This window comes from Streptomyces inhibens (assembly GCF_022221585.1).
GTDB lineage: Bacteria > Actinomycetota > Actinomycetes > Streptomycetales > Streptomycetaceae > Streptomyces > Streptomyces inhibens.
The window spans coordinates 9,239,900-9,264,198 of record NZ_CP084681.1 but is presented as its reverse complement, the minus strand read 5'-3'; the positions used below and the strand labels follow the sequence as shown (position 1 = coordinate 9,264,198).

The 24,299-nt window shown below is 68.1% G+C and carries 19 protein-coding genes and 6 pseudogenes; 11 read left to right on the top strand and 14 right to left on the bottom strand.

The window, feature by feature from the left end; all coding sequences use genetic code 11:
- Position 1: 1 nt before the first annotated feature.
- Positions 2-2,335: a HAMP domain-containing protein gene (locus KI385_RS41640; protein WP_238577189.1), complete on the bottom strand. Its 2,334-nt coding sequence runs from the start codon at positions 2,333-2,335 to the stop codon at positions 2-4.
- A 985-nt stretch (positions 2,336-3,320) separates the two neighbouring features.
- On the opposite strand from KI385_RS41640, the gene KI385_RS41635 reads away from it, so the two are divergent.
- Positions 3,321-4,610: an alpha/beta hydrolase family protein gene (locus tag KI385_RS41635; protein WP_238577188.1), complete on the top strand. Its 1,290-nt coding sequence runs from the start codon at positions 3,321-3,323 to the stop codon at positions 4,608-4,610.
- 208 nt (positions 4,611-4,818) lie between these two features.
- Positions 4,819-6,357 (top strand): DUF5722 domain-containing protein, encoded by a 1,539-nt coding sequence (locus tag KI385_RS41630; RefSeq protein ID WP_238577187.1) that lies wholly within the window; start codon positions 4,819-4,821, stop codon positions 6,355-6,357.
- Positions 6,358-6,803: 446 nt separating this feature from the next.
- On the opposite strand, the gene KI385_RS41625 is transcribed toward KI385_RS41630, so the two are convergent.
- The 4 genes and pseudogenes from KI385_RS41625 to KI385_RS44345 form a co-directional block, all read right to left on the bottom strand.
- Positions 6,804-7,667 (bottom strand): class I SAM-dependent methyltransferase, encoded by an 864-nt coding sequence (locus KI385_RS41625; RefSeq protein WP_238577185.1) that lies wholly within the window; start codon positions 7,665-7,667, stop codon positions 6,804-6,806.
- Positions 7,668-7,686: 19 nt separating this feature from the next.
- On the bottom strand, positions 7,687-8,031 hold the full coding sequence (locus KI385_RS41620; protein WP_238577184.1) for a VOC family protein: 345 nt from the start codon (positions 8,029-8,031) through the stop codon (positions 7,687-7,689).
- A 1-nt stretch (position 8,032) separates the two neighbouring features.
- Positions 8,033-8,212, bottom strand: coding sequence for a ribbon-helix-helix domain-containing protein (locus KI385_RS41615; protein ID WP_128510758.1), 180 nt, complete (start codon positions 8,210-8,212; stop codon positions 8,033-8,035).
- 41 nt (positions 8,213-8,253) lie between these two features.
- Positions 8,254-8,984, bottom strand: a pseudogene (locus KI385_RS44345) (transposase).
- Between the two features lie 203 nt (positions 8,985-9,187).
- Here KI385_RS44345 and KI385_RS41605 point away from each other — a divergent pair.
- The 3 genes and pseudogenes from KI385_RS41605 (at position 9,188) to KI385_RS41595 (ending at position 10,976) form a co-directional block, all read left to right on the top strand.
- Complete coding sequence (locus KI385_RS41605) at positions 9,188-9,598, top strand: VOC family protein (protein ID WP_238577180.1); 411 nt, start codon at positions 9,188-9,190, stop codon at positions 9,596-9,598.
- A gap of 250 nt (positions 9,599-9,848) precedes the next feature.
- Positions 9,849-10,344 (top strand): annotated as a pseudogene (locus KI385_RS41600) (helix-turn-helix transcriptional regulator).
- A gap of 5 nt (positions 10,345-10,349) precedes the next feature.
- Entirely contained in the window at positions 10,350-10,976 is a 627-nt protein-coding gene (locus tag KI385_RS41595) for a VOC family protein (RefSeq protein WP_238577178.1), read from the top strand.
- Positions 10,977-11,010: 34 nt separating this feature from the next.
- Here the strand turns inward: KI385_RS41595 and KI385_RS44790 are convergent, their stop codons facing one another.
- Both KI385_RS44790 and KI385_RS41585 read right to left on the bottom strand, forming a co-directional pair.
- The gene (locus KI385_RS44790) at positions 11,011-11,217 is read right to left on the bottom strand and encodes a hypothetical protein (RefSeq protein WP_425357037.1); all 207 of its coding nucleotides are present in this window, start codon (positions 11,215-11,217) and stop codon (positions 11,011-11,013) included.
- 232 nt (positions 11,218-11,449) lie between these two features.
- On the bottom strand, positions 11,450-12,634 hold the full coding sequence (locus KI385_RS41585) for an IS701 family transposase (protein WP_238577177.1): 1,185 nt from the start codon (positions 12,632-12,634) through the stop codon (positions 11,450-11,452).
- A gap of 219 nt (positions 12,635-12,853) precedes the next feature.
- Between KI385_RS41585 and KI385_RS41580 the strand changes: the two genes are divergently transcribed.
- Positions 12,854-13,693, top strand: coding sequence for a DUF1963 domain-containing protein (locus KI385_RS41580; protein WP_238577176.1), 840 nt, complete (start codon positions 12,854-12,856; stop codon positions 13,691-13,693).
- Here KI385_RS41580 and KI385_RS41575 read toward each other — a convergent pair.
- Positions 13,659-14,497 (bottom strand): annotated as a pseudogene (locus KI385_RS41575) (IS5 family transposase). The gene KI385_RS41580 and the pseudogene KI385_RS41575 sit on opposite strands and share 35 nt — an antisense overlap.
- A gap of 642 nt (positions 14,498-15,139) precedes the next feature.
- On the opposite strand from KI385_RS41575, the gene KI385_RS41570 reads away from it, so the two are divergent.
- Positions 15,140-15,565, top strand: a complete 426-nt coding sequence (locus KI385_RS41570) for a VOC family protein (RefSeq protein WP_238577175.1) — start codon at positions 15,140-15,142, stop codon at positions 15,563-15,565.
- 76 nt (positions 15,566-15,641) lie between these two features.
- Here the strand turns inward: KI385_RS41570 and KI385_RS41565 are convergent.
- From KI385_RS41565 to KI385_RS41540, 6 genes and pseudogenes are all read right to left on the bottom strand, one after another.
- Positions 15,642-15,791, bottom strand: a pseudogene (locus KI385_RS41565) (transposase); the annotation flags it as partial.
- A gap of 99 nt (positions 15,792-15,890) precedes the next feature.
- Positions 15,891-16,082, bottom strand: a complete 192-nt coding sequence (locus tag KI385_RS41560; protein WP_238577174.1) for a hypothetical protein — start codon at positions 16,080-16,082, stop codon at positions 15,891-15,893.
- 5 nt (positions 16,083-16,087) lie between these two features.
- A complete protein-coding gene (locus tag KI385_RS41555) occupies positions 16,088-16,405 on the bottom strand; it encodes a hypothetical protein (protein WP_342593508.1) in 318 nt (105 codons plus the stop codon).
- Positions 16,406-16,853: 448 nt separating this feature from the next.
- On the bottom strand, positions 16,854-17,966 hold the full coding sequence (locus KI385_RS41550; RefSeq protein ID WP_238577173.1) for a serine hydrolase domain-containing protein: 1,113 nt from the start codon (positions 17,964-17,966) through the stop codon (positions 16,854-16,856).
- Between the two features lie 974 nt (positions 17,967-18,940).
- Positions 18,941-19,069 (bottom strand): annotated as a pseudogene (locus KI385_RS41545) (IS5/IS1182 family transposase); the annotation flags it as partial.
- Between the two features lie 233 nt (positions 19,070-19,302).
- Positions 19,303-19,716, bottom strand: coding sequence for an acyl-CoA thioesterase (locus KI385_RS41540; RefSeq protein ID WP_238577172.1), 414 nt, complete (start codon positions 19,714-19,716; stop codon positions 19,303-19,305).
- A gap of 497 nt (positions 19,717-20,213) precedes the next feature.
- Here KI385_RS41540 and KI385_RS41535 point away from each other — a divergent pair.
- The 4 genes and pseudogenes from KI385_RS41535 to KI385_RS41520 all read left to right on the top strand — a co-directional run.
- Positions 20,214-20,762 (top strand): annotated as a pseudogene (locus KI385_RS41535) (class I SAM-dependent methyltransferase); the annotation flags it as partial.
- A 368-nt stretch (positions 20,763-21,130) separates the two neighbouring features.
- Positions 21,131-21,301 (top strand): hypothetical protein, encoded by a 171-nt coding sequence (locus KI385_RS41530; protein ID WP_238577171.1) that lies wholly within the window; start codon positions 21,131-21,133, stop codon positions 21,299-21,301.
- Positions 21,302-21,707: 406 nt separating this feature from the next.
- Entirely contained in the window at positions 21,708-23,093 is a 1,386-nt protein-coding gene (locus tag KI385_RS41525; RefSeq protein WP_238577168.1) for an AAA family ATPase, read from the top strand.
- On the top strand, positions 23,090-24,217 hold the full coding sequence (locus KI385_RS41520) for a tetratricopeptide repeat protein (RefSeq protein ID WP_238577167.1): 1,128 nt from the start codon (positions 23,090-23,092) through the stop codon (positions 24,215-24,217). The genes KI385_RS41525 and KI385_RS41520 overlap by 4 nt, the downstream gene beginning before the upstream one ends.
- Positions 24,218-24,299: the final 82 nt, after the last annotated feature.

Below are 24,299 nucleotides of genomic sequence, written 5' to 3'. Positions count from 1 at the left end.
TTCACTGTTGCGGCGGGCCGCCGCTTTGGAACGATGGGGCAGGTACGGAAGCCACGTGAGCTCTCCCGCCACCACGGTCCCGCTCCACCAGCGCCTGCCGGAGCAGTTCCAGACTGCGCGTGACCGAGCCGCACTCATCGTGGTGGACCGGGTACAGCACGGTGCGACGGTCACCGCCGGCCAGCCGCTCCGCGCATCCGGTGACGGCGCGCAGCGGCCTGACCACCACGATGTGCAGCCAGCTCAGGCATGCGACGCCTACGGACAGGGCGAGCAGACCGGCCAGCATGGTGCGCGCTTGCAGCTGATATGCCGCCAGTTTGAGCGCTGCGGCAGGCTCGGCGGAGACCACCCGCCAGCCGAGTCCGGCGACAGGCCCCTTCTGTGCCAGTGGCGCTGCGGCCGCGACCGACGGGCCTTCGCCCAGGGCCGTCCCCGCGTGCAGTACTGCCGATGCCGGACTGCCCGCGCTGCCAGGCGCTGCCTCGGTCCTGGCCACCAGACGGGTGAGGCCCCGGTGGGGAAGAGCCTGGAAGGCTTGAAAACCGACGCTCGCCGCGAGCACCCTGTGGCGCTCGTCGGTCAGCCACACACTGCCGAGCCCCTGCCGCGCAACCAGGGAGTTCAGCGCGTTCACGCCGATCTCGGCGACGACGACGGCCCCGGCCGGGACGGCGTCCTTGGCGTTCCTGGCCTTCCGGGCCGCCGGGATCTGGGCGTAGGCGGCGATCGCGGGGATCGTGCCCGACGTGTTGACCTGGGTGATTCCGTCACCGGTCGGCGCATGGTCGAGGGTGCGCACTGGCTGCTTGCCCACCCGCAGCACGATGGCTCCGGTGCGGTCCAGCACATACAGCGACCGGAACGTGGGGTGGTCGGCTTGTTCGCGCCGCAGCACCTCCGTCGCCCGCTCGCGTGGCGCACCGGAGAGGGCTGACGCCGACGCCGCGAGGTCGGTGCAGCTCCGGCCGAGGGACCGCCGCACCCGGTCGGCGGCGGCCTCGGTGCGTGCCTGCTGGTCGGCGACGGCGGCTGCCGGTACGGCCTTGGCTGCCGGTACCCGGTTGAGCAGGAACAGCAGCGGTATTCCCCACGCGGCGATCACGAGTGCGCAGACGAGGACCAGAGCCCGCACACCGGGGCGGCGCCGCACCGGCCGCACGGGCTCCGGTCCTGTCTCGCCGAGCAGCTGGCGGCGTATCGACTCCAGTGCCCGGCCGACCCTGCCGGGCTCGCCGAACGCGCCAACCGACACCGGTCGCGCCAACTCCCCGCGGTCGCCGGGAATTTCGGCGACAGCCCTGGCCAGCCGGGCAGCGGACAGGTGCAGCCGCAGGAGCGTGCGCTGCATGCGGCCCCACAGCACCAGGGTGACCAGCACGGCGATCACCACCAGCGCACCCGCGGCCACGAGGGCAAACCACGTATGGTCGGCTCCCTCCTTCGCCGGCGGCACATCCCTGGCCGTGAGGACAGTCAGCCCCAGGCCGGAGGTGTCGCCCTTACCGCCCGCCGCGGCGACCGATGCCCACCCCGTGACCCTGCGCAGCCCGTCGTGACCGTCACCGAGCACGCTGCCCGAGACGTCGCCGGTGTGGAGACCGGCGTTCGCGGCGTTCGCCGCAGCGGCAGGCAGAGCGCGGTGGTCGGTACGGGGCGCCGGGGCCGTGCCGGTGGTGGCGGCGGTGGCAAGCACTTTTCCGTTCCGGTCCACCAGTTGACCGGTGCGCCCGTCTCCGTACACCGCTGGATCAGCGACCTTTTCCGAGACGACAAGCAGGAGTTCGCGTTCCTCAGCATCCTGATCCCCTCTCAGGTCGCCTGCCTGATCGTGATTCTCGTCCTGCTTGGTGCCCGGAGCGGGGACGGCCACCCGGGCGAAGAGCAACAGCCGCGGTTCGCCACGGCCCGAAAGGACCAGTCGGGGCGCGATGTTCGCGGTACCGGGCCGCACCAGCGCTGCCACATCCACCCCGGCCAGCGGAACCGTTTCACCACTGGCCGCCAGCGGTCTGCCGGTGCGCGGGTCGAGCAGCGCACCGCCCCCAGCAGGGTGCCCGGTCGGGAGAAGGGACCGCAGTAGTGCCACCGGCGTGCTGCTGCCGGCGGGCGCTTCCGATGCCGCGGCGCGGCGCACTGCCGTGGCTCTTGCGTTGATGGAGGTCACGACCGAGTCGGCGGCATCCTCGGCGATCTGACGTTCCGCGTCGCGTAAGGCCTGGGGGACATCCTGTTCGTGAACGGTACCGAGACCGAGTGCGGTGAACGCGGCAACTGCCAGCAGGGCGCTGAGCAGTGCGGCGATCGGTGGGCGGACGCCTCCGAGCAGAGGCATGTCGGCACGGCGTCGGGTGCGGTGCGGACGGGGCGCGCGGGCAACAGCGTGCAGGACAGCGTCCTCTCGGAATGTGGGGTTGGCCGTGCGGCAACTCGCCCAGTATGAATACGGGGAGCACAGGATAATCACAAGTCTGTTCGTGCTGGGCCCCTGTATACCGGCTCACAGGAACTGCGCTCAACTCGCCCTTGGGAGAGGTCGCTTATACATCCGGGATCTCGTCCCGGCGTGGCGCAATTCCCAACTCAACTTCCGACCGGGGCGATTGACCGCACGTTCCCCGTCCGCATTCGCCGCGTCACGCACAGTCGCGGGGGCGCTCAAGACCACCCCCGAAACCGCCCCTTCTCAAGAATCCGCAAACCCACAGGGGACGGCTTGCGAGGCTCGGCGATCACGAACTGGCGCGTAACAAAAACGCTCAGTGAAAACACGAGCAACGCCGGCGAATTCTGGATCCCACGGACACCATCCGGCGATGGCGTGAATCAGCCATCTCCCGCAGAGGCCCCTTGACCGGGGATGGTGCCCCGTCAGCCACCGCGCCGAGGCAACGGAACAGCCGCCCACGTCGGCCCTTTGCCGGCTTGGGCCTTTGCTGCTGCGACTGGTTCCCCGAGGATGCAGAGTTGTCAAACATTGACAACTTCCACCGGCCGCACCAGGGTATTTCTCCCGCACGTGTCCGTATCGGCACCCGGCGCCGCTCAACTCGGTGGCCTACTCCACGAGCACCGACAGACCGCTCCCAGCGCGTATACGTCAAGGGAAATGGCCGGTCACAGAGGCGCGGCAACGGACGGGGCACGAAGCCGACACCATGTATTTCCGGACGCGTCAGCAGCGCCCATCTCACCAACCGCCATGGGTATAACTCCCCGCACAATCAGAGGGGTTGGCACGACCATGGCAAATTGCCTATACGATGATCGCCGGCCGACCGCCGGTCACGTGGCGATCACCACCATGGAGGGGGCTGCCCATGAAACACGCACGAAGGCGCCAGAGGCGGTTGCGCACCCGGGTCGCCGGCACCACAGGACTACTGACCCTCGCCCTGGGCGCCGGGATCGCGCCGGCTACCGCCGCGGAGAAGACCACCACTGCGCCCATGACCACGGCAGCGTCCCTGGATACAGCGGCATCCTCGGACACAGCAGCGCCGTTGAACACGGCGCCGGCCCCGGGCGAGCTGACGCTCCCCGCCCCGACCGGACGTCATCGCGTCGGAATGGTCGACCTCCACCTGCGCGACACGGCGCGCGCGGATCCGTGGGTGCCCGGAAACCAGCCGCGCGAGCTGATGGTCTCGGTGTGGTACCCGGCCACGGACACCGACCGCTATCCCCCCGCGCCCTGGCTGCAACCCGCCGCCGCCGCACACTTCTTGGCCCGCTCGCAGGTGCCGCCGGGATCGGTGACCCTGCCCACCACCGCCGGGCACATCGGCGCACCCGTTGACCGCGGGGCCGGCAAACTGCCGGTGCTGCTCTACTCGACCGGGCTCCACTCGCCCCGCGCGATGGGCACCGCTCTCGCTCAGGACCTGGCCAGTCGCGGCTACATGGTCGTCACCATCGACCACACCCACGATGCCAGCGAGGTGGAGTTCCCCGGCGGGCGGCTTGAGGTGAACACCATGCCGCCGGGTTCCCACTCGTCCGACACGATCGCCGTCCGGGCGGCGGACACCCACTTCGTCATCAACCAACTGGCGTCGATGGCCCGCGGCCACAACCCGGACGTGGACCACAAACCACTCCCCCGCGGGCTGTCCAAGGCCGTGAACATGAACCGTATCGGGATGTTCGGCGCTTCCCTTGGCGGAGGGGCGGTTCCCGCGGCCATGCATGCGGACTCCAGGATCGACGCCGGCGCGAACCTGGACGGCCAATTCTTCGGGCCGTCGATCACCCAGCCGCTCAAACGCCCCTTCCTGCTGTTCAGTTCCCAGAACCACAACCGCAACACCGACCGGAGCTGGGCGAAGTTCTGGGACCACCTGCACGGAGAGCGCCTCGACCTGAAACTTCTCGGCTCCGGGCACAACTCCTTCGTTGACAACCAGGTCCTCTTCCCCCAGGCAGCGGGCGCGTTCCGACTGACCCCCGAGCAACTGGTGCAGATTCTCGGCACGATCGACCCCAACCGCTCCATCGGGGTCCAACGCACCTACCTCGCGGCCTTCTTCGACAAGCATCTGCGCCACCGGCACACGAGCCTGCTCGACGGTCCCTCGCGCCATTACCCGGAGATCGACTTCGTGCGCTGAACGCCGCTCCCATGCGCGCACCCCCAGCGCCGTCCCTCCCCGGACGACGACACGGTCGGCCCGAGCAGAGCCCCGACAAGGGCAGGCAGCCAACCATAGGACCGCCCCCTCCCCGTCTCTCTCGCCGAAGGGGACGGGGCCGGTTCACCACCACGCCAAGCGCATCAGGAGAGTCACGGCCAGGCCGGCTCGATATCTCGCCGCCCTCGTGTTGCTGATATTCGCTCTCGTCCTTCCTGAGGCTCTCCAGCCCACTGCCGGTGCTGAGACGGCTCCGCCGCCGTACCCGACGCGCTCCGACTACCGCATCAAGGGCATCCAGCCGGACTTCTGGGCCGGCAAGGACGAGATCGCCGGCAACAACGCCGGCGGCGTGTCCATGAACCTCGTCTGGGCGGACTGGGAGCCGAGCGCCAAGGCGGCCCCGTGCGCTGCCGGTGAGCAGACGTTCGACGGTCGCTGCTTCACCATCCGGCCCGAGGTGGACTCGGCCATCAAGGAGTGGACCGACCGGGGCCTGGTGGTCACCGCCATCGTCTACGGCACCCCCACCTGGGCCCGTCAGGGCCGGCCCTGCGAGCCCGCACCCGGCTACGAGTTGTTCTGCGTACCCAACGACCCTGCCGACTTCGGACGGTTCGCCGGAATGCTGGCCCAACGTTACGACGGACTCCACGGGCACGGCCGGATCGCCGACTTCGTGATCGACAACGAGGTCAACACCAACACCTGGTTCAACATCGGCTGCGGCCGAGGAAAACCCTGCGACACCACGCAATGGCTCGATCAGATCGCCGCCAACTACAACGCCGCCTACGACCGCATCACCGCCCAGCAGCCCACCGCCAAGGTACTGACCTCACTGGACCACCACTTCGGTACGGCATACGACCGCCCCTCCGACCAGGACGCGACGCTGTCCGGCATGACCGTGCTCAAGGGCCTGGCCGCCCGGACGGGCTCGCGCCGATGGCGCGTCGCCTACCACCCCTACGCCCCGGACCTGTTCACATCTGCCTTCTCTGCCGACGACTTCCCCAAGGTCACCTACGGCAACATCGGCGTAGTGGTGGGCTGGCTGCGCCAGCAGTTCCCGGACACCCCCTCCGCCTGGACGATCCAGCTCACCGAGAGCGGCATCAACTCCGGAGACCGGTCCAGCGAGTCGCAGCAGGCCGCAGCCGTGTGCGACTCCTTCCGCAACGTGCTCGCCACGCCGGACATCGAGAACTACATCTACCACCGGATGCAGGACCACCCCGCCGAGGGCGGCCTCAAGCTCGGCCTCCGGAGGCAGGACGGCTCGGCCAAACCCGCGTGGTCCACCTGGGCCCTGGCCAACCGCAACGACCTGACCTCACCCCAACTCTCCTGCGGCTTCGAGCACCTGCCCTACACGCTCCTGCGCCGCGGCTCCAGTCCCGGCCGAGGACACATCGCCTCCTCCCGGCTGCTGCCGCCCGGCTTCACCCAGGAGCAGAACTGGAAGCTGCTGCGCCACCAGGCACCCGGCACCACCATGCTCTACGAGTGCAAGGTTGGCGGCCACACGCTGCTGACCCGCGACCCCGGCTGCGAAGGCCAGTTCCCCATGGGACCCGTCGGCTACCTCCACACCACCCAGGTGACCGGCTCCGTACCCCTCTACCGCTGCTACATCCCCTCCAACGGAGACCACCTCGTCTCCAGCACGGCCGGCTGCGAGGGCCACACCAGGGAGTCCGTCCTCGGCTACGCGTTCCCGTAACACCTCCCGATCCCGGCTGGGACCGGCCCTGACAGACAGCCAGCCATCTTGAGGGCTCCCATGACACGGGACTGATCGTCGCCCAGAGGCGCTGGGCGACGAGAGCGCACGGTACGAGAGCCAGCCGGATCTTCAAGTCGGATCTTCAAGTCGGAAAAGGCTCCGCGGTGGCGATGTAGGCGGCACTGTCCAAGCACGCGGGCACCACCGGTGACCAGTCGTTGATGACGTTCCACTGGCGCACGATCGACGCCATGGTGTTTGCCCGCGCGCTGCCGGAGACCACGGCCGGGCTGCATCAGACGGCCGCGGTCCGTGCGCGCGCCGACCGAGCGGCGCTTGCGCACCACGCTCCCCCGCTCCCCCGCTCCCCCGCTCCCCCGCTCCCCCGCTCCAACCGCACATCCCCAACCTTCGTTTTCGGAACATGTGGTGGCCGAAGAGCGTCAGGTAGTGGCCACCAGTAGGTCCTCTCCGCTTGACGGGCGAAGGCCGTCGGTCCGATCGGCGAAGTAGCGTTCGGCGAGCACAGTTCCCGACACGTGTTGGGCGTCTTTGAAGCCGGCGTCGCGGGCCAGTGCCAGCATCTCCTGCGGGGCGTAGAAGCTGATGAACGGCGTTCCGGCTGCTTGCGCCTGTGGCTTGGTCGCCTCGAGTGCGGGGCGATCGGCGTCATCGATGAGTTCGGTCGGCAGCATGAACGTCATGGCGAGCGTCGAGCCGGGGGCGAGCCCCGCGAGCCGGCGCAGGGTCGCCGCGGTGACGTCTTTGGTGAGGTACATGGTGACGCCGGTGGAGACGACGACCGCGGGCCGGCCGGGATCGAAGCCGGCGCCGGACAGCTGCTCCCACCAGTCCCCGCCCGCCTCGAAGTCGACCGGCACCAGTCGCAGCCAGTCGGGGATCCCGTGGCCGAGCTCGATCAGGCGTCGGCGCTTCCAGGCTTGGGTGTCCGGCTGGTCGATCTCGAAGACCCGTAGGCGGGAGGCGATCTCCGGCCTGCGCTGGGCAAAGGTGTCGAGTCCGGCCCCCAGGACGACGTACTGGGTGATGCCGTGGCCGGCCTGCTCGGCAACCAGGTCCTCGATGAAACGAGCGCGGGCCACAATGGCCGCCCGGAACCCGCTGGTGCCGCGCAGGTCCATGTCCGGGCGGCGCTGCCATCCCTCGTCAGGGGCCGCCAGTTGCAGTCCTATCTCGTCCTCGAGGACGTGGGGCGGCGGGTCGGCCTGCACATGCATCGCCCGCCAGAGGGCGACCCGCACCGCGCTGCTGTCCGGCACCTCGTTCTGCTTCTGCTCGTCTGCCACGATGTCCGTCTCCTTACGGTCAGTTCTTGGTCGGAGCCTGGAGGCTCCACAGACGTCCGTCGGGGTCACGGACAGTCATCTCCGTGGTCCCGTAATGGGTGTCCTCGAACGGCGTGACCACCTCGACGGCAGGATCGGGACGGAACGCCTCCGCATCGGTCACCTTCAACACGATCTGCGTCTGGGGCTCCCGGTCCTCGGGGACCTCGGCGATGAACACGTACGCACCGTCGCCATTGCGGAGTCGGCCGGAGTTGTGGTCGGTCGAGAACTCCAATTCGAAGCCCAGCGCCTGGAAGAACTTCGCCGCCTTGCCCCAGTTGTGGGTCTCCAGGAACACGGCCTCGATGCCTTCGGTCGCCATGTCAGTTCTCCTTCTCAGACGATTGCTGTCGCTGCCCATGGGTGTCGTCGAGGTAGGCGCGCAGGGCGGCTGCGACCAACGCCGAGAGGGACGAACCCGACTCGATGGCGTGATATTTGACCTGCTTGATCAGTCCGACCGGCAAGTACACGTTGAATTGCTTGACCTCTTCGTCACTCACAGAGGCGATGCTAGCATCCTAGCAAGCTAGCGTGGGTCGTATCAGGCAACATTCGCCCCGTTGACGACCTTGCGTAGGCGGGTGTCTGCAGCGCGCTTGTTCCGCCAGATGATGGGCCTCGATGCGGTCAGCCAGGGACTATTGGTCGGGGTATTGGCGATCTCCACGTTGTTGGCCTCAGCCCGGTCCACCACCCGGCGACACCGTTTCGTGGTCAGGTGCCGGGAGTAGCTGTCGCAGACGCTCGCGATGCGCACGCCGGATGGGTGCAGCGAACGCAGGTAGCGGCAGGAACTCCCGGAACTTCGAGCGGTTCTTGGTCTTCTTGATGTGCCCGTAAAGGCGGTACTTGCCCAGGTCGTAGGCGGCGAACAAGTGCCGGGCCCCGTGCGTGGGGTTGGAGGTTGCGCGGGCCGAACTCGTCCATGCAGAAGATGGCTTCGGGTCCGTCGTCCTCGGGAATGACCTCGCCGTCGGCTATCGCGTACAGGTGCTCGACACGCGCCTTCTTCGTGACGTAGTCGGGGTCGCGGGTCGTCTTCCAGGCTCCAGGTCGAACCGTTGGCGTTGACGTTGTGGAGTACGTCCCGGACCCGGTCCGTGCTGGTGAACGTCACTTCCGCGATCTTCGCCACGGTCTGCCCTGGGCGGACAGGAGCACCGTCCGGGCCCGTCGCCAGGTCACCACCGCCCCGGTGCCCCTGCGGATGCTCCGCAGCAGGCGGCACCCCTCGTTGTCATCGATCGCGCGCACGCGAACACGTTCACCCACCCAAGCACTCTGACGATGACGCGCCACTCAGGCCAGGACCCGATCGGCGCCTCCCTCTGGGAGACGGTTGAGGAGATCCTGGGCGACGCGGCGTCAGGCGGTGCGCGCGACGGCGGGGATGCGACCGTGTCTGGCGTAACAGGTGGCCAGACCGATCAGGAATCGAGAAGCGTCGGCCCCCGAGCCCATCTAGCGTGACCGCCATGGACATCACCATTCACGCGAGCTTCCTCCCGCATGACGACCCGGACGCGTCCCTGGCTTTCTACCGCGACGTCCTTGGCTTCGAGGTCCGCAGCGACGTCGGGCAGGGCAAGATGCGCTGGATCACGGTCGGCCCCGCCGGCCAGCCGAGCACGTCCATCCTCCTGGCGCCGCCGGCCGCCGACCCCGGGGTCACCGAGGACGAGCGCCGCACCATCACCGAGATGATGGCCAAGGGCACCTACGGCTGGATCCTGCTGGCCACCCGGGACCTCGACGGCACCTTCGAGAAGCTGCAGGCCGGCGACGCCGAGGTCGTCCAGGAGCCGACCGAGCAGCCGTACGGCATCCGCGACTGCGCCGTCCGCGACCCCGCGGGCAACCTGATCCGCATCCAGGAGCTGCGCTGAGCCGTCCGGTCATCGATTCGGCCATGATGGCCGGCGTCGCGACCACCTGCGAAGAATACGACGGTCAGCGCTTCCAGGCCGCTGCCCCTCGGCGGCCGCGCCATCGCTGAGGTACTCGCGATGTCGGCCGCCGAGGCGCGCACGGCGGCCGCCCACAAGGGCGGCGTCCACAGCCTCGCCGAGCCGACCACCAGCCTCTATCCGCATGCAACCCAGGTGCTCGCGGACATCGATGAAAAGGAGTTCTCTCATGTGTCACCCCTCGTGGGGGCGCGCACGCACAGCGGCGCAGCGCCTGAGCGACCTCGCGCGACTGCGCCGCGTCCACGACCGGATCGACCGGGAGTACGCGCAGCCTTCCCCAAGCTCTTAAGGAGCAGGGGAGACCCCATTACGTCGAGGCGCTCGCCCGCGGCGTGAACATGTCGGCCGGGCACCTCAGCCGCCAGTTCCGGCTGGCCTACGGAGAGTCGCCGTACGCGTACCTGATGACGCGTCGCATCGAGCGCGCGACGGCGCTGCTGCGTCGTGGCGACCTCAGCGTCACCGAGGTCTGCTTCGAGGTCGGCTGCTCATCGCTGGGCACCTTCAGCACCCGCTTCACCGAGCTGGTCGGCATGCCGCCCGGCGCCTACCGGCGCCGCGCAACGGGCGCTACGGCGGGGATGCCGCCGTGTGTGGCAAAACAGGTGACAAGACCGATCAGGATTCAAGAAGCGCCGGTCGTCGAGCCGCAACTAGCGTGATGACCATGGCATCCATCGAAACCGTCACCCTCGACGTGGCCGACCCCACGGCCGCCAACCGCTTCTACACCGCCGCCTTCGGTTTGGACACGCAGATACGCCTGCGGGCCTCGGAGGCACCGACGACCGGCTTCCGTGGGTTCACGCTGGCGCTCACGGTGTCCCAGCCGGCCACCGTCAACAGCCTCATCGACGCCGCCCTCGACGCCGGCGCCACGCCGCTGAAGCCTGCCGCGAAGTCGCTCTGGGGCTACGGCGGTGTCGTACAAGCCCCGGACGGGACGATCTGGAAGGTCGCGACCTCGGCGAAGAAGGACACCGGCCCTGCCACCCGGCAGATCGACGAAGTCGTCCTCCTGCTGGGAGTCGCGGACGTGGCCGCGAGCAAGGGGTTCTACGTCGACCAAGGCCTTGCCGTGGCGAAGAGCTTCGGCCGCATGTACGTCGAGTTCGCAGCTGGGTCGAGTCCCGTCAAGCTGGCGCTGTACAGGCGCCGTGCCCTTGCCAAGGACGCCGGCGTCTCTCCCGACGGCACCGGATCACACCGGCTCGTGATCGGCGGCGATGCCGGGCCTTTCACCGACCCGGACGGGTTTGCATGGGAGGCCGCATCGCCGGCACCCACGCCCTGATGTGTCACTGCTGTCTGCCCTGCCTGGTCGCCGATCACGAGACAGCCGCCGGGCTCGGGGCGGTGCCGGGTACCGAGCCGATGCGCCCGCCGCGGCCGACCACCATCCAACGCACCAGTTCCGCATCCTGCGGAAAGCGCGCTCCGTTCACCTTCCCGGCCGGCGTTGCCGGGCGTCCCTTGCGCTGCAGGCTGATGCGTTCGACGCCCAGTTCCGCCAGTGCCGTGTCGTTGGTTGCCAAGGCCCCGCCTGCGACGACGGTGTCCGGCGTACGGCCGGCGATGCCCGTGACCGCTCGATGGCAGGGACTAGTACTGCAACGGTGTTTGTGCTGATGGCTGGGCAGTTCTATGGGCTGTGTCCGCGTCGTGTGTAGTGACTGATGCGGGCCTGGTGTTGTCGCTTTCGGCGCCAGTGTGACCAGTGCAGGATGTGGTCGACGGGTGTGGGTTGGCGGTTGGTGAGGCGGGTGATCAGGCGTCTGATCTCGGCGAGGCTGAGGTGGATGAGCTGGGAGGATCCGTTTCTGCTTTCCCGGCATTGAGTTCACGGGACCGCAGGACGGTCAGGCAGGCGTGTGCGGCCATGGCCAGGGTGATGTGGCGGTGCCAGCCGGGATAGCGGCGGACTTGGTAGTCGTCCAGGCCGCACTCCTGCTTCGCGGTCTGAAAGCACTCCTCGACTGCCCATCGGCTGCCCGCAACCTGGATCAACTCATCAAGAGTGGTGCCGGCGGGACAGTAGGCGATGTAGTAGGAGATTTCCTCGGGTCGCCTGACGCTGCGGCGGGCGAGAACCCAGTGGCGGCGGTCCTCGCGGTGCCAGGGACGGACTTCGACACGCGCCCAGTCGAACACCCGCATCCCATGAGCGCCGTTCCCACACGAGCGGCGTTTCCACTTCTGCCGCGGCAGGCCCGTGAACAGGTCGTGGACGGGATGGTCCAAGGCCCAGCGGGTGACCACGGTGTCGTGCCGGGTGGTGGCCATGACGTGGAAGACATCGGCCTGCTCCAGCTCATGGCGCCAGCCCTTGCTGAAGCCGTAGGCCGCATCCGCCGTCACCCACCGGAACGGGATCTTGTCCGCGATCGCACGGCGGACCATCTTCTTGGCCATGACGACCTTGGTCTCGAAGCCGACCTCGTCGTCGATACCGGCCCTGCGGCATCTCTCGCGGTCGTCTGTCCAGGAGGTGGGCAGATACAACCTGCGGTCGATCAGCGTCCGGCCACCGCCAGCTGCATAGGCGAGGAAGACGCCGACCTGGCAGTTCTCCGTCCGTCCCGCGGTCCCGGAGTACTGCCGCTGCACACCTGCCGAACGGGTCCCCTTCTTCAGGAAGCCGGTGTCGTCCACGATGAGCACCGCGTCGGGGTCGCCGAGGTTGTCGACGACGTAGTCACGCACATCGTCGAGGACCTCATCGGCCTCCCACTCGATCCGGTTCAGCAGCCGATGGAGGCGGTCCGGAGCTGCGTGACCGGCCTGTTCGGCCAGGGTCCAGCCGTTCTTCCGCTCAAGCGGGGCGATCAGTCCCCGCATATAGGCAAGCGCCGACTCCCGCGGCTCCGTCCTGGAAAACCTGTGCACGAACCGCTCGTGCACAGCGTCCAGTTCACCGGCCCACGCCCTGACAGCAGCAAGGTCCCCACCCATGACCAGACCAACGACCAGCCTGCCCAACCGTCACGGCAAACACCGTTGCAGTACTAGGTTCTGTCCGGCGGTCACGAGCGGAGACAGCGTCTCCAACGGGAACGCGAATTGCACCTGGACACGCGGTCTCGTGAGATTCTGAGACCCAAAACGGACGGTTGATGATCTGAAGGAATCGGCCACGTCCTGTCTGTCACAGGCAGGTGCTTGACTGCCCGTATGGACCCAGAGACCACCCGCTCCGCCCTTCGTGACTTCTGCGCCGAACGTCTCGGCGCCGATCTCGCCGCCCGCTTCGTCCGCCTCGCCCGACCCGGTTTCGAACTCACCGCAGCCGGTCCCGGCGAAGCCGCCGGCCACAGCCGGTTCGGCGGCCGGGCGATGCTCGAGCCGGGCACGCCCTGGCCGACGTGCGAAGGCTTTCCGCTGAGCCTGATCGCAGTCCTCGACACCGACGCCTTGGCCCCCTGGCTCGATGATGTCCTCCCGCCCGGGACGGGCCTGCTCAACTTCTTCTGTCTCGACGCCGACTCCGAGCAGTGCGATCCCGCCTCCTACGAGCTGGCACTCAAGTACGACTGCTTCCACCCGCAGTTGGGGAAGGTCATCGCGACGCGTACCGCACACGCCGTCGAGACGGACCCACCCGCCCGGTCGAGCGTCTTCGACCCGGTCGTCTGGGCAGCCGCGCCCGGGTTCGACTTCCCCGACACATGGGACCCGGCCTGGGACACCCTCGACCTGGGACCCGAGGCCGACGACATGGCCAGGGCCATGCCCGGTCAGTACGTGGAGGAGCTGCTCGCCGACTGGGCGAGGCGGCCGGGTGCGCTCGTTTCCGAGGACATAGCCTTTGGATGGCCGAAGTTCCCCACGGGGAGTTCGCCGATGGTGCCGTGGGGCGAAGACCCGACCACCTACCACCACCTGCTCCAGCTGTCTGGGCAGGACGAGTGGTACCTCGGCGGCGACGGTGGCTGGATGCATTGGTCGATACCCACCGATGCGCTGCGGGCCGGCGACTTCAGCCGGGCGATCCCGACCCCGGACATTTGGTGACCACCGGGCGAGCAGGTTCTGCCCGAAATGTTGAGCGGAACCAAAGTCTGATCGCAGCGACGCTGACAGTGCCGTGGACGACGTAGGCCCGCTTGTCGTCCCTCGTGGCCACGGCCCGGAAGTTCTTGAACCTGTTGACCGTCCGCTCGACTTCGTTCCTGCGCTTGTAGATCGCCTTCCCGAAGCCGGCCGACGAGTACGCCTTGTCGCCGCCGAGGTGATCGGGTCGGGTTCGGGGGTGACCGCCGCCCGGACGGGCGACACGGACGCGTTCCATGACCGGGATGAGCTGCGGGGCGTTGCCCCACTGGCCCGGCGTGATCAGGAACGCGAGCGGACGGCGCCCCCTCCACCGGCCAGATGGATCTTGCAGGTCAATCCGCCCCGCCAGCGTCCGAGTCCCTCGTCGGGAGGGTGCTGCCATGGCGTGCTTCTTTTCCCGGCGCCCGCGGCGGTCTCTTGCGTGCTCCGGGGGCGTGCTGATGAGCGCGACAGGAGGTCGAGTCCACGCTCACCATGGACCAGTCGATGCGGCCGTCCGCGTCGGCTTGCACGGCCCGCAGGATCTTGTCCCACGCGCCATCCGCCGACCAACGTCTGTGCCGCTCGTAGAACAGTCTTCCACTTGCCGAATCGCGCAGGCAGATCCCGCCACGGCAGCCCTGTCCGCTCCCGGACGAGGATCCCGTTGATCACCCTGCGGTGATTGGCCCAACGCCCGCCGCACTCACCGATCTTGGGTAGGTGGGGCTTCAGCCGGGCCCACTTGTCGTTCGTCGCATCTCTCCGCCCAACGACGGGCACAACGACCCGAATCCGGTGCAGTCACATAATCCGCCGGACGGAACCTGGTGTCCTGAGTCAGAGATTCGCCGGCAGTAGGCGGTGACCTTGTCGAGGAACTCGTCGGCTGTCGCCCCGGGCATCATCGCCAGCACCGGCTGGGACCGGTCCAAGGCCTGGATCTGGGACTTCTCTTCCACGCACGGCACCAGCGCCCGCTCGGCAACGGTCAGCACCGCTGGTGGGATCTTCGGTCCAGGACGACTCACACCAGGCCAACGACGAATCTCTGACTCAGGACACCAGGGCATATGTCTGGCGGGTGGCAGGGGGCTTAGGGGTGTCTCGGGGACTGTTCAGGGTGATCACTGATGGCACCTGATGTCCAAGATGGCCAAGGGCCTGGGGGGTGCGGGTCCGGTCCTCACTCGGGAGGAGTCTTCTCCGTAGGTGCGGACCCGGGTCGGCACGCTGCCCTCGGGAAACGCGGCGATAGCCGTGGCCGCGGTCTGGTCCGGAAGGCGGGCAACCCCTTGGCGGCATCGACATCGGGGCACCCCCTGCGACCGCACGACACAGCAGCGGCTCGCAAGGATCATCCCCCGTCAAGATGCAGATGCCTACCGGGAGATGAGCAACAGAGTCCCCTGCTATGGTGCGCCGATGTCATCGATCAAGCAGTTCCAAGTCACCTTCGACTGCGCAGAACCTGAGCGCGTCGCTCGTTTTTGGTGCGAGGTGTTGGGGTACGTCGTATCGCCGCCGAAGGGGTTTGCTACTTGGGACGATTTCGATCGCTCGCGGCCGCCTGAGGATCAGGGTTCATGGTTCGCATGCAGTGATCCCTCAGGTGCGGGCCCGCGGCTGTTCTTTCAGCGCGTTCCCGAAGGCAAGGTCGTCAAGAATCGGCTGCATCTTGACGTGCGGGTCGGCACCGGGCTCGTGGGTGAAGAGCGCCTGGCCACGCTTGAGGCCGAATGCACACGACTGGTCGCGCTCGGCGCGGTACGCGTGCGACTACTGGCTGACGACAACGATTCGTGCATCGTGATGCAGGACATCGAGGGCAACGAGTTCTGTCTCGACTGAGCATCCTCCGAGACGGCGAGGCGGGGAGCCGTCTGCCTTGGGCCTCTCTCGAAGGTGGTCCCGTATGGAGCGGGAGTTATCCCGTGAGCGTGCGGTTGTGAAGTCGGGCGATGCCGAGCATCGCGGTGTGAATGCCGTCGCCCTTCAGACGGCAGTCGCGAAGGATCTTCCAGGTCTTCATCCGCGCGAAGACGTGCTCGACGCGGGCCCGGACCTTGCGGTGGGAGTCTCAATGACCGTTTGCCGACCACAAGCAGGCGCTGGAAGGTCAGTGGAATCGCGGCGAGCAAGTCGATACCGAGGGCCTGCGGATGGCTCTGCGCCACTACCGGTCTTTCTTCAACCGCCTGCTCGCGGAGTAGGACGGCAGTCCGCGGCCGGCGGCCGCGCTGACGGCGGACGCCGACACGAAGTCCGGTGTCACTGGCAGCGCGGTGCCGTCGTCAGCCAGCGGCAGCGCCACACCACCCACGACCTCGACCCGGTCCGCTACCGAAGAGACGAAACACAGGGGCATCACTCTCAGTCCATAGAGCCGGCGACGCGTCGCCGGCGCGCGAGCACACCGAGCACGACGTCCACGATCAGGAAGCCGACGAGCGAGACGCCGAGCAGCGGCACCGCCCAGCCCACCGCCGCGACGACCAGCGCCAGCGGAAGGAGCACGGGCAGCGGAACCTGCCGCCACGCGCCCCGCGGAATCGGACGGCCGAAGGACAGGGCGCGATCGCGGGTGGGCCGGCGCTGCCACCACATCCGGTAACCCCAGACGATCAGGAAGATCAAGGTGACGGCGAGCGCCACCGAAGTCGTGAAGTCACCCAGATTCGAGGAACGCATCAGAGAATCGGGCGACAGCACGAGCGAGCCGCACGACCCTGGCGATCGGTAGCGCCCTCGGTGGCGTTGCCGTGGTCGCTGCGGCGCAGGCCCAGCACACCGCCGTGGCCGGGGTGTTCCGCGACCAACGGCACTGGACGGCCCAGCCATCCCAACCTGACACTGTTGCCGCATGACGACCTCGTGATCAACAGCGGACGCCCAACGCACACCTGTCGGCGTCGTGGCTGAGCGCCTGCCGTGGGTTCCCGGCCGTGGACACGAACACACAGCCCGATGCCCTCGAGCTGATCCGCCTGGCCGGTACCACACAGAGCGTGCACGAAGCAGCCGAGGCCGGGGCTGGTGAACTCGCATGCTTCGTGCATCGCGTCACCATCGCGTCATCATCCGGAGACAATCGCGAGATCACCAGCCTGCTCACGCTGTTACCACGGCGTGCTGGCCATCACTTCTTGCACAGGGCGGTGTCGAGGAGAGCATCGGCGTTCGTGAAGCCCTTTGAGGTGGGCGCCCAGTCGGCGGTGACGACGACCGTGGCGGCACGGCCGTCATCGGTGACACCGGGGGCCGAGTGGTAGCCGGGGATGTCACCGCCGTGCCCCCACATCACGCCGCCGCAGCTCAGGGGCGTGCTTGTCAGCCCCAGCCCGAACCGGACGCCGGCCCCCGCATCGAAATCGTCGGGGACCTTGACGGTGGTGCGCATCTGGGCGAGCTCGGCGGGCTTGAGGAGTTTGCCGCCGATCAGGGCGGAGAAGAAGCGGTTCAGGTCGCTCGGGGTGGAGATCAGCTGCCCTGCGGCCCAACCCCAGGAGGGGTCCAACTCTGTGACGCCTTCCAGTGGTGCTCCGGGCTTCGTTGCGTGGTAGCCCTGGGGGTGGGCTTCGCGGATGTTCTCGTCGCCGACGTCGGGGAAGTAGGTGTGGCGCAGTCCGATGCGGTCGATGATCCGCTTGGTGATCTGCTCGGCGAGGGGGCGGCCGGTGACCTTCTCGATGAGCAGGCCGGCCAGTATGTAGTTGGTGTTGCTGTATGACCAGCTGGTCCCGGGGGCGAACTCCGCCTTGTGGGCCAGCGCCGTGTCGAGCAAGGCGCGGGGCTGGTAATAGGTATGGCGGCCCTTGCCGAAGACGGCATCCAGCATGAAGTTGGTGTAGTTGGGCAGTCCGCTGGTGTGCTGGAGCACCTGGCGTACGGTGATGTTGCGGCCGTCGATGCCCTCGCCGCGTACCAGGTTGGGCAGGTACTCCTCGATGGGGGCGTCGAGGTTGACCTTGCCTTCGCCGACCAGTTGCAGGACGACCGTGGCAGTGAAGGTCTTGGTGTTGCTGCCCGCCCGCACCTGTCCGTCGACCGGCACCTTCGCCTTGGTCTTCAGGTCCGCGACGCCAGCGGTGTAGTTGCGGGCGCGTCCGTCACGGTCGACAGTGGCGGCCAGGGCGGCGGGGAACTGGTCGTCGGTCACCAGCCGCTCCAGGCCCTTGCGTACGACATCACGAGGGCCGTGGGACTCCGCCGCCGCGGGCAACGTGCCGGCTACGGCCAGGGCGGCAGCCATTACCGCTACCGCCGCGACTGCCCGCCGCGGCCTGCACAGCGATGTCACGTGAACACGCCGGAGGTTCTGAGAACGATCAGACATGGGCGAACTCCCCTTGTGAAACCTGCTGGTTGCATCGGAAAACCGGACGTTTCCAGCCTGCGCGCCCAAGATCCATCAAACCAACCAGACAGCACCCCCATGCAACGTAGGGACAACCCCCGGCTTCTTGGGGGCCTGTTCCCCAGGTACATCCAGTCCCGCACTGCTGGGCTTCGCCCACCCAGGTCAGCTTCCTTCCCCGCTACCGGAGTTGGCCGGCTGCCCGGCGGATCCTCCACGGTGCCGGCGGTCCGCAGCTCAGCGTGTCCAGGGCGGGGAAGCAGAGTGAGCAGGTCTGTCCCAGCCCTGAGCAGGAAGTGGGGAAGTTCAAAGATCCCCATCAGCCCGGCCTCGAAGACCTGGGCGTCCGGCACTACGACGCGGAGGCCGTCATCACGAGCGGCTTGCCAGCGGTGTTCGGAGCCACCCAGGTCAGGCGGCCGCGAGGATTCGCAGATGGCCACTGTGCCGGGCGATGGCCGACCACCTGGGACCTCGACTCGTCAGGGGAAGCTCGTCGGGGTCCGGCGATCGTCAAGGGAAGAGGGCGACCTGCGGGACCGCAGGTTCCTCCAGTGCCAGCTTGTCCTGCATGAGGCGATGGCTGCCGCGGCCCATTTGGTCAGTATCGGTGACGACTCACCGGTACGAAACCATTCGGGAGCAGCCAGCCCCCGACCGGGCGGGACGCTGTTGGCGAATTGGGCCTCGTGCGTGATGGCTGCCTGTGTGACCTGGTTGGCCGTGCAGGCCGACGTTGTGTTGGGGAGGGGCATGCTGTGTCGCTGCACGTGGAGGAGCCGGGGGATGCCGGCGGAGACGGTACGGATCGCGCGGGCGGCTTTCCCGAAGGGCAGTCGAAGGGCAGTCCACATCGGTCTCCCGGCCACCGGATGGGCGCGGGCATGGCCGCCGGCCGGACGTGGCACGCGAATGCGTTCCAGGACCGCAATCATCTGCGGGGCATCGCCCCGTTGTCCGGGCGTCACCAGCATGGCCAACGGCCGCAGCCCATTCTTCGTTCGATAAGCCACCCCGCACCACGCCGACCGGAACGACCAGCACGCTCAGCACGCTCAGCACGCTCAGCAGTCACGCGACTCGTCGGACAGGCCGTAGGTGCGAGTTCAGCCCGTCGCTGGGCCGGAGAAGGCCCCACCGATCGGTGCGGCAACGGCAGTGCACTTTGCGCGGTGGGAGAACCCAACGGTGATCATTGGGTTGTGGAGCGCGTGCCGCTGTACTGGTCCTATTACCCTGCTGAGGTATACGGCTGGAGGGCCGCACGAACCGGGGTGGGCATCTCCTTCTTGCTGTGCGTCGCGGGATCGACGAACACGTGTCGTACTTCGCCTTCTGCGATGAGCCGTTCACCGACCTTGAACACCGGGCGCACGATCATGCTCGTTGTTCCGAGATGGGTGATGGGCATCTCAATATCGAGGAGCTCATCGAAGCGTGCCCCCAGGCGGTAGAGAACCCGCGCTTCTGCCACTACCAGGTCGGCTCCGCCCTCGATCGTGGACGCGTAGTCTCCGATGACTTCTCGCCACAGCTCAGTCAGGGCCACGTCGTAGTAGAAGAGGTAGTGACCGTTGAACACCACGCCTTGCTGGTCACACTCGCTGTAGCGCACTCGCAATCGGTGCGTGAATAACTTGGCCATGGCGAGATGGTAGTTGCCTCCCGCACTGATGACCGAGGAGGGCGGAGAGCGCGTGCTCCGGAAACTTCCGCGGGAGGGCATCTGGGCCGGCAAGGGGTTGCCGGTCGGGGAGCGCAAGAGCCACCGGCGCCTCGGGGACGACAGACGGCGCGTAACCCACTCCACACCCGACAAGGTCGCACGGGCCCGAAGCCGGATCGCCCCATGTCCAGCCGAAGGGCTACCAAGCCGACAACCTTGCGACCGACTAGCGCTGTCCGTCGAGTCTTGTCCAGGCGTGAGACGCGCGATGCAGGCTCCGATGACCGGTCGGCCCAGGAGTTGTCGGCACAGCGTCACGCTGGGCAGCAGCGGCCGCCCCGATTCCACTCGCTGACCGACAGTGCATGGCGGCTGTCCAGTCGCACCGAACGTTGAGCGCGTCTCAACCGACTTTGAGTAGGTGGCCGAGGCCCTAACGCCCAGCGTGAGGAGGCACGTGAGGCGAGAATGGAGTGATGACTGCAGTACCGCGCGCCCATTCGTTCAACAAGTCCGCCGCCCAATATGCGGCAAGCCGCCCCTCCTACCCACCCGCTCTCTTCAACGTCATCGAGGAGCTCACAGGACGCCCCCTCGCGGGGCCCGTGGCGCCGACGTCGGCGCGGGCACCGGAATCGCCACCGCCCTGTTGCACGAGCGCGGCGTGGACGTGATTGCCGTTGAACCCGGTGACGGCATGGCGGTCCAGTGCCGCAGCGCCCTCCCCGCCGTGCCGATCGTCCGGAGCGACGGCAATGCCCTTCCCCTGGCCGATACCTCCCTCGAACACCACCGCCTTGGACGTGCCATGGATCGCTGCGCAGCACGAGCGCATCGCACACCACTGCGGAGTGAAGCCCCGTTCCGGGACGCGTCCCAACGACAGCGACGCCATTCGGCTCGCGGGCCTCGGCGATCTCCCTGTCACCCGCCGCCAAGTGCGGTGGAGTCGCACTGTCCCCCTCGACACGCATCTCGCCAACATCAGCAGCCGCTCAGCGTTTCTTGTTCTCGGCGAGACCCGCAACCGCCGCCGCCGCGGCTGGATCGTCGGCTGGCTGTTCTCTTGTCCGACCTCCACACAGGGCTGGGAACAGCTCTGTGCAATCCGAAGGCCGCTGCCTTCGCCATATCGGTGCTGCCTCAGTTCGTTGCGGCCCAGGGGCCCGTCCTGCTGTCGAGCATGGCCTTGGGGGTGGTGTGGGCGCTGGTCAACACCGGCCGGTACCTGCTACTCACGTGGGCCGTCGGTCGGGGTCGCGCACCGGTGTCCCGGCAGGTTGTACGACAGCGGCTGAGCGTCACCACCGGCATCGTGCTGCTGGCACTCGGGGCGGCCGTGGCGAGTGGTCTCTGAGGGGCCCATCGGCCCGGTGGCGTAGCTCAGCCGGCATTGTCCACCGCCTACGCCCAGGACACCCTCGGCAACGCCGAAACCAACGACGAATTCGGCCCCGTCACCAGCGGATCGGCCGGCATCTGCGGCAAAGACACCGACCTCACCCTCCGCGGCCCCCACGACCTCTTCGGCGCCGCCCTACCCGGCGTCCACGTCACCTTCTGACGCACGTCCCGCCAAGACCCGCCGAGACGTGCGAAGCAGCCACAGGCGTGGACACTCGGCTCGCAACCTGCATGCATGCGGCGGCACGATGAGCGTGAAGGAGCCCCGGATCATCAACGCCGCCATACGGTACAAGCGCCGCTACCCGAAGCCGCCGTCGCTGAAAGCTGTCCCGTGGTCGCGTCTGAGGTTCCGGGGATGGGTCACCCCGGAAAGGATGGCCTTCTCTTGGAAACGACTGGCTGCGACGTCGTCAACGTGAACGAAGCCAGGCGGGGATATGGGGCTCATTCTCCCCCAGGTCCTCGCCGCTGGTGGGCCACGTGGCTTCCCCACAGCAGGTTGTGCGCAGAGCACATCAAGGGCGCCCGCAAGTCACTCACCTCGGCTCCGTAAAGTGTGAGCCATGTCGGCGGAATCCCCCCTGATCAAGAGCATGCGCACCGCCGTTGCGGCGGCGCCCGATGACGTACCCCTGCGGCTGCACCTCGCCGAGTTGCTGCTGGCCGCGGGGCACGGTGACGCAGCGGTGGGGGAGGTTGCTGTGGCGTTGCAGCACGCGCCTGGTGATGTGCAGGCACGCGAGTTGATGGTCCGGGCCCTGGCAGGTACTCCGGTAAGCACCCCCGGCGAAGCCGCGCTTCCCCCGACGTCACAGGCCCCGGTGCCCGGCCAATCTCCCGCCCCCGCCACCGTGCCGCCGCAGGCCCCGGTGCCCGGCCAGCCTCCCGCCCCCGCCACCGTGCCGCCGCAGGCCCCGGTGCCCAGCCAGCCTCCCGCCCCCGCCTCGCGCCCGGGTTTCGACTGGAAGGCCGCTGAGGACCAGGTCGGTGATGCCGTGCCACCCAGGTTCGTTGAGGCGCCGCTCACCGTCGACGGCGGCGGCGACCCTGGGGACGCCGCTGCCTGGGACGTGGAACGCCCGGGGGCCGTCCGCCTCGCCGATGTGGGCGGCATGCAGGAGGTCAAGGAGCGGCTGGAGGCGGCCTTTTTGGCGCCGTTGCGCAATCCGGAGCTGCGCCGCCTGTACGGCAAGAGTCTGCGTGGGGGGCTTTTGCTGTACGGGCCGCCTGGTTGCGGCAAGACCTTCATCGCGCGGGCCGTCGCAGGTGAGCTCGGGGCGAACTTCCTGTCCGTGTCCGTCAACGACGTACTCGACATGTGGATCGGCACCTCCGAACGCAACATGCACGAGCTCTTCCAAACCGCCCGCCGCCAGGCCCCGTGCGTGGTCTTCCTGGACGAACTGGACGCACTCGGCGGAAAGCGCAGCCGCACCCAGAGCAACGGAATGCGCAACACCGTCAACCAGTTGCTGACCGAGCTGGACGGCATCGAGGCGAGGGAGGCGAACCAGGGCGTGTTCGTGCTCGCCGCCACCAATGTGCCCTGGGACGTGGACATCGCCCTGCGCCGCCCCGGCCGACTGGACCGGACCTTGCTGGTGCTGCCGCCCGACGGGCCGGCCCGGGAGGCGATTCTCCGCTATCACCTGCGTGAGCGGCCCATCGAGAACGTCGACCTCGGCAAGCTCGTCAAGGCCACCGACGGCCTGTCCGGCGCCGATCTGGCCCATGTGTGCGAGGCCGCGGCCGAGCACGCGCTGCTGGACTCGGCCCGCACCGGGACCGTACGCCTGATCGGGATGAAGGACCTGCTGGCCGCGGCGGGGCAGATCGCGCCCTCGACGGAGCCATGGTTCGCGTCCGCCCGCAACGTGGCGATGTACGCGAACGACGGCGGGATGTACGACGACCTGGTGGCCTATCTGAAGAAGAAGCGGAAGCTGTGACCGAACTGAACTCGGCCGTCGAACAGGCCCAAGCCCTCATCGATTTCCAACGTTACGACCAGGCCCGGGACCTGCTGTCGCAGCACCTCGCCGAGGACCCCGGCGACATGGGCGCCTGGATCAAGATCGGCTACTGCCACCTGAACACGGAGCAGCCGGAACAAGCCCTTCACGCGGCTGACGAGGCCCTCAAGCTGGCTCCGGAGGACTTCGGGGCACTCATCCTGCGCGCCCAGGCGATGACCAGAGGGCCCAACGGCTCATGGCGCGAGGTCGAGCCCGTACTGCGCGAAGCGGTCCGGGTGGATCCGCAACACTGGTACGGCTATGCGAAGCTCGCCGACGCCGTGTCCCGCATGGCGCTGCTCCGCTACGCTCAGACAGCCGGCGTCAACGACCTCCGGAACCATGACCTCAGCCACGTCATGCGCGAGGCGTCCGACCTGGTCATGGAGGCGCTGCGGCTGGGCCCCGAGGAGGTCTACGCCCACGAAGTCGCCCTGCAGATCGCCAACTGGTCGAGCAACATCACCCTCGCCGACCAGCTCGAACGCGCCATCCTCCGGCTCGACCCCACCCATGCCGAGGCTCTGACCGCGCAGACTCACAGGGCCGCCAACGCCCCGGGCGTCAAGGCCGCCCAGGCCGCCGATCTCTACGCCACCGGGCTTGCCGCCGCACCGGACTCCGCCGATCTGCAGCGAGGTCTCGACCAGGCCACGTACCGCATGCTGCGCGGCGTGCGGTGGCTCGCTCTGCTCTGCGTCGGCCTTGCCGGGGCGGGGATGGACCTGTTCGCCGTCGAGGGCGGGGTGCAGCGGGAGTTGCCGCTGCACCTCGGCCAGCGCCTGTGGGACCTCGTGCCGATGACCGCCATCTGGCTCGTCGGCGCCCTGCTGCGCTACCGGCGGCGGCGCGCCGGCGTCCGACTCAACGTGCAGTCACTGATACGCCGCCGCCAGTGGGCCCGCATCGTGGTGGCCCAGGCGGCCTGGGCCATGCTGTGCGCCCTGCTGATCACCCAAGTCCCTTGGGCGGACCGGCCGTTGCCGCAGGTGCTGTTCTGGGCCGGGCTCGCGCCGACGTTCGCCACAATCTGGTTCGACCGGAAGAAAACCCGGTGAAGATGAACGCCATGGCGTGAAAAGCGCGACCGACACCGTGCCGTGCTCGCCAACGACCACCCGCTCGGCCAGCTGCGCCAGG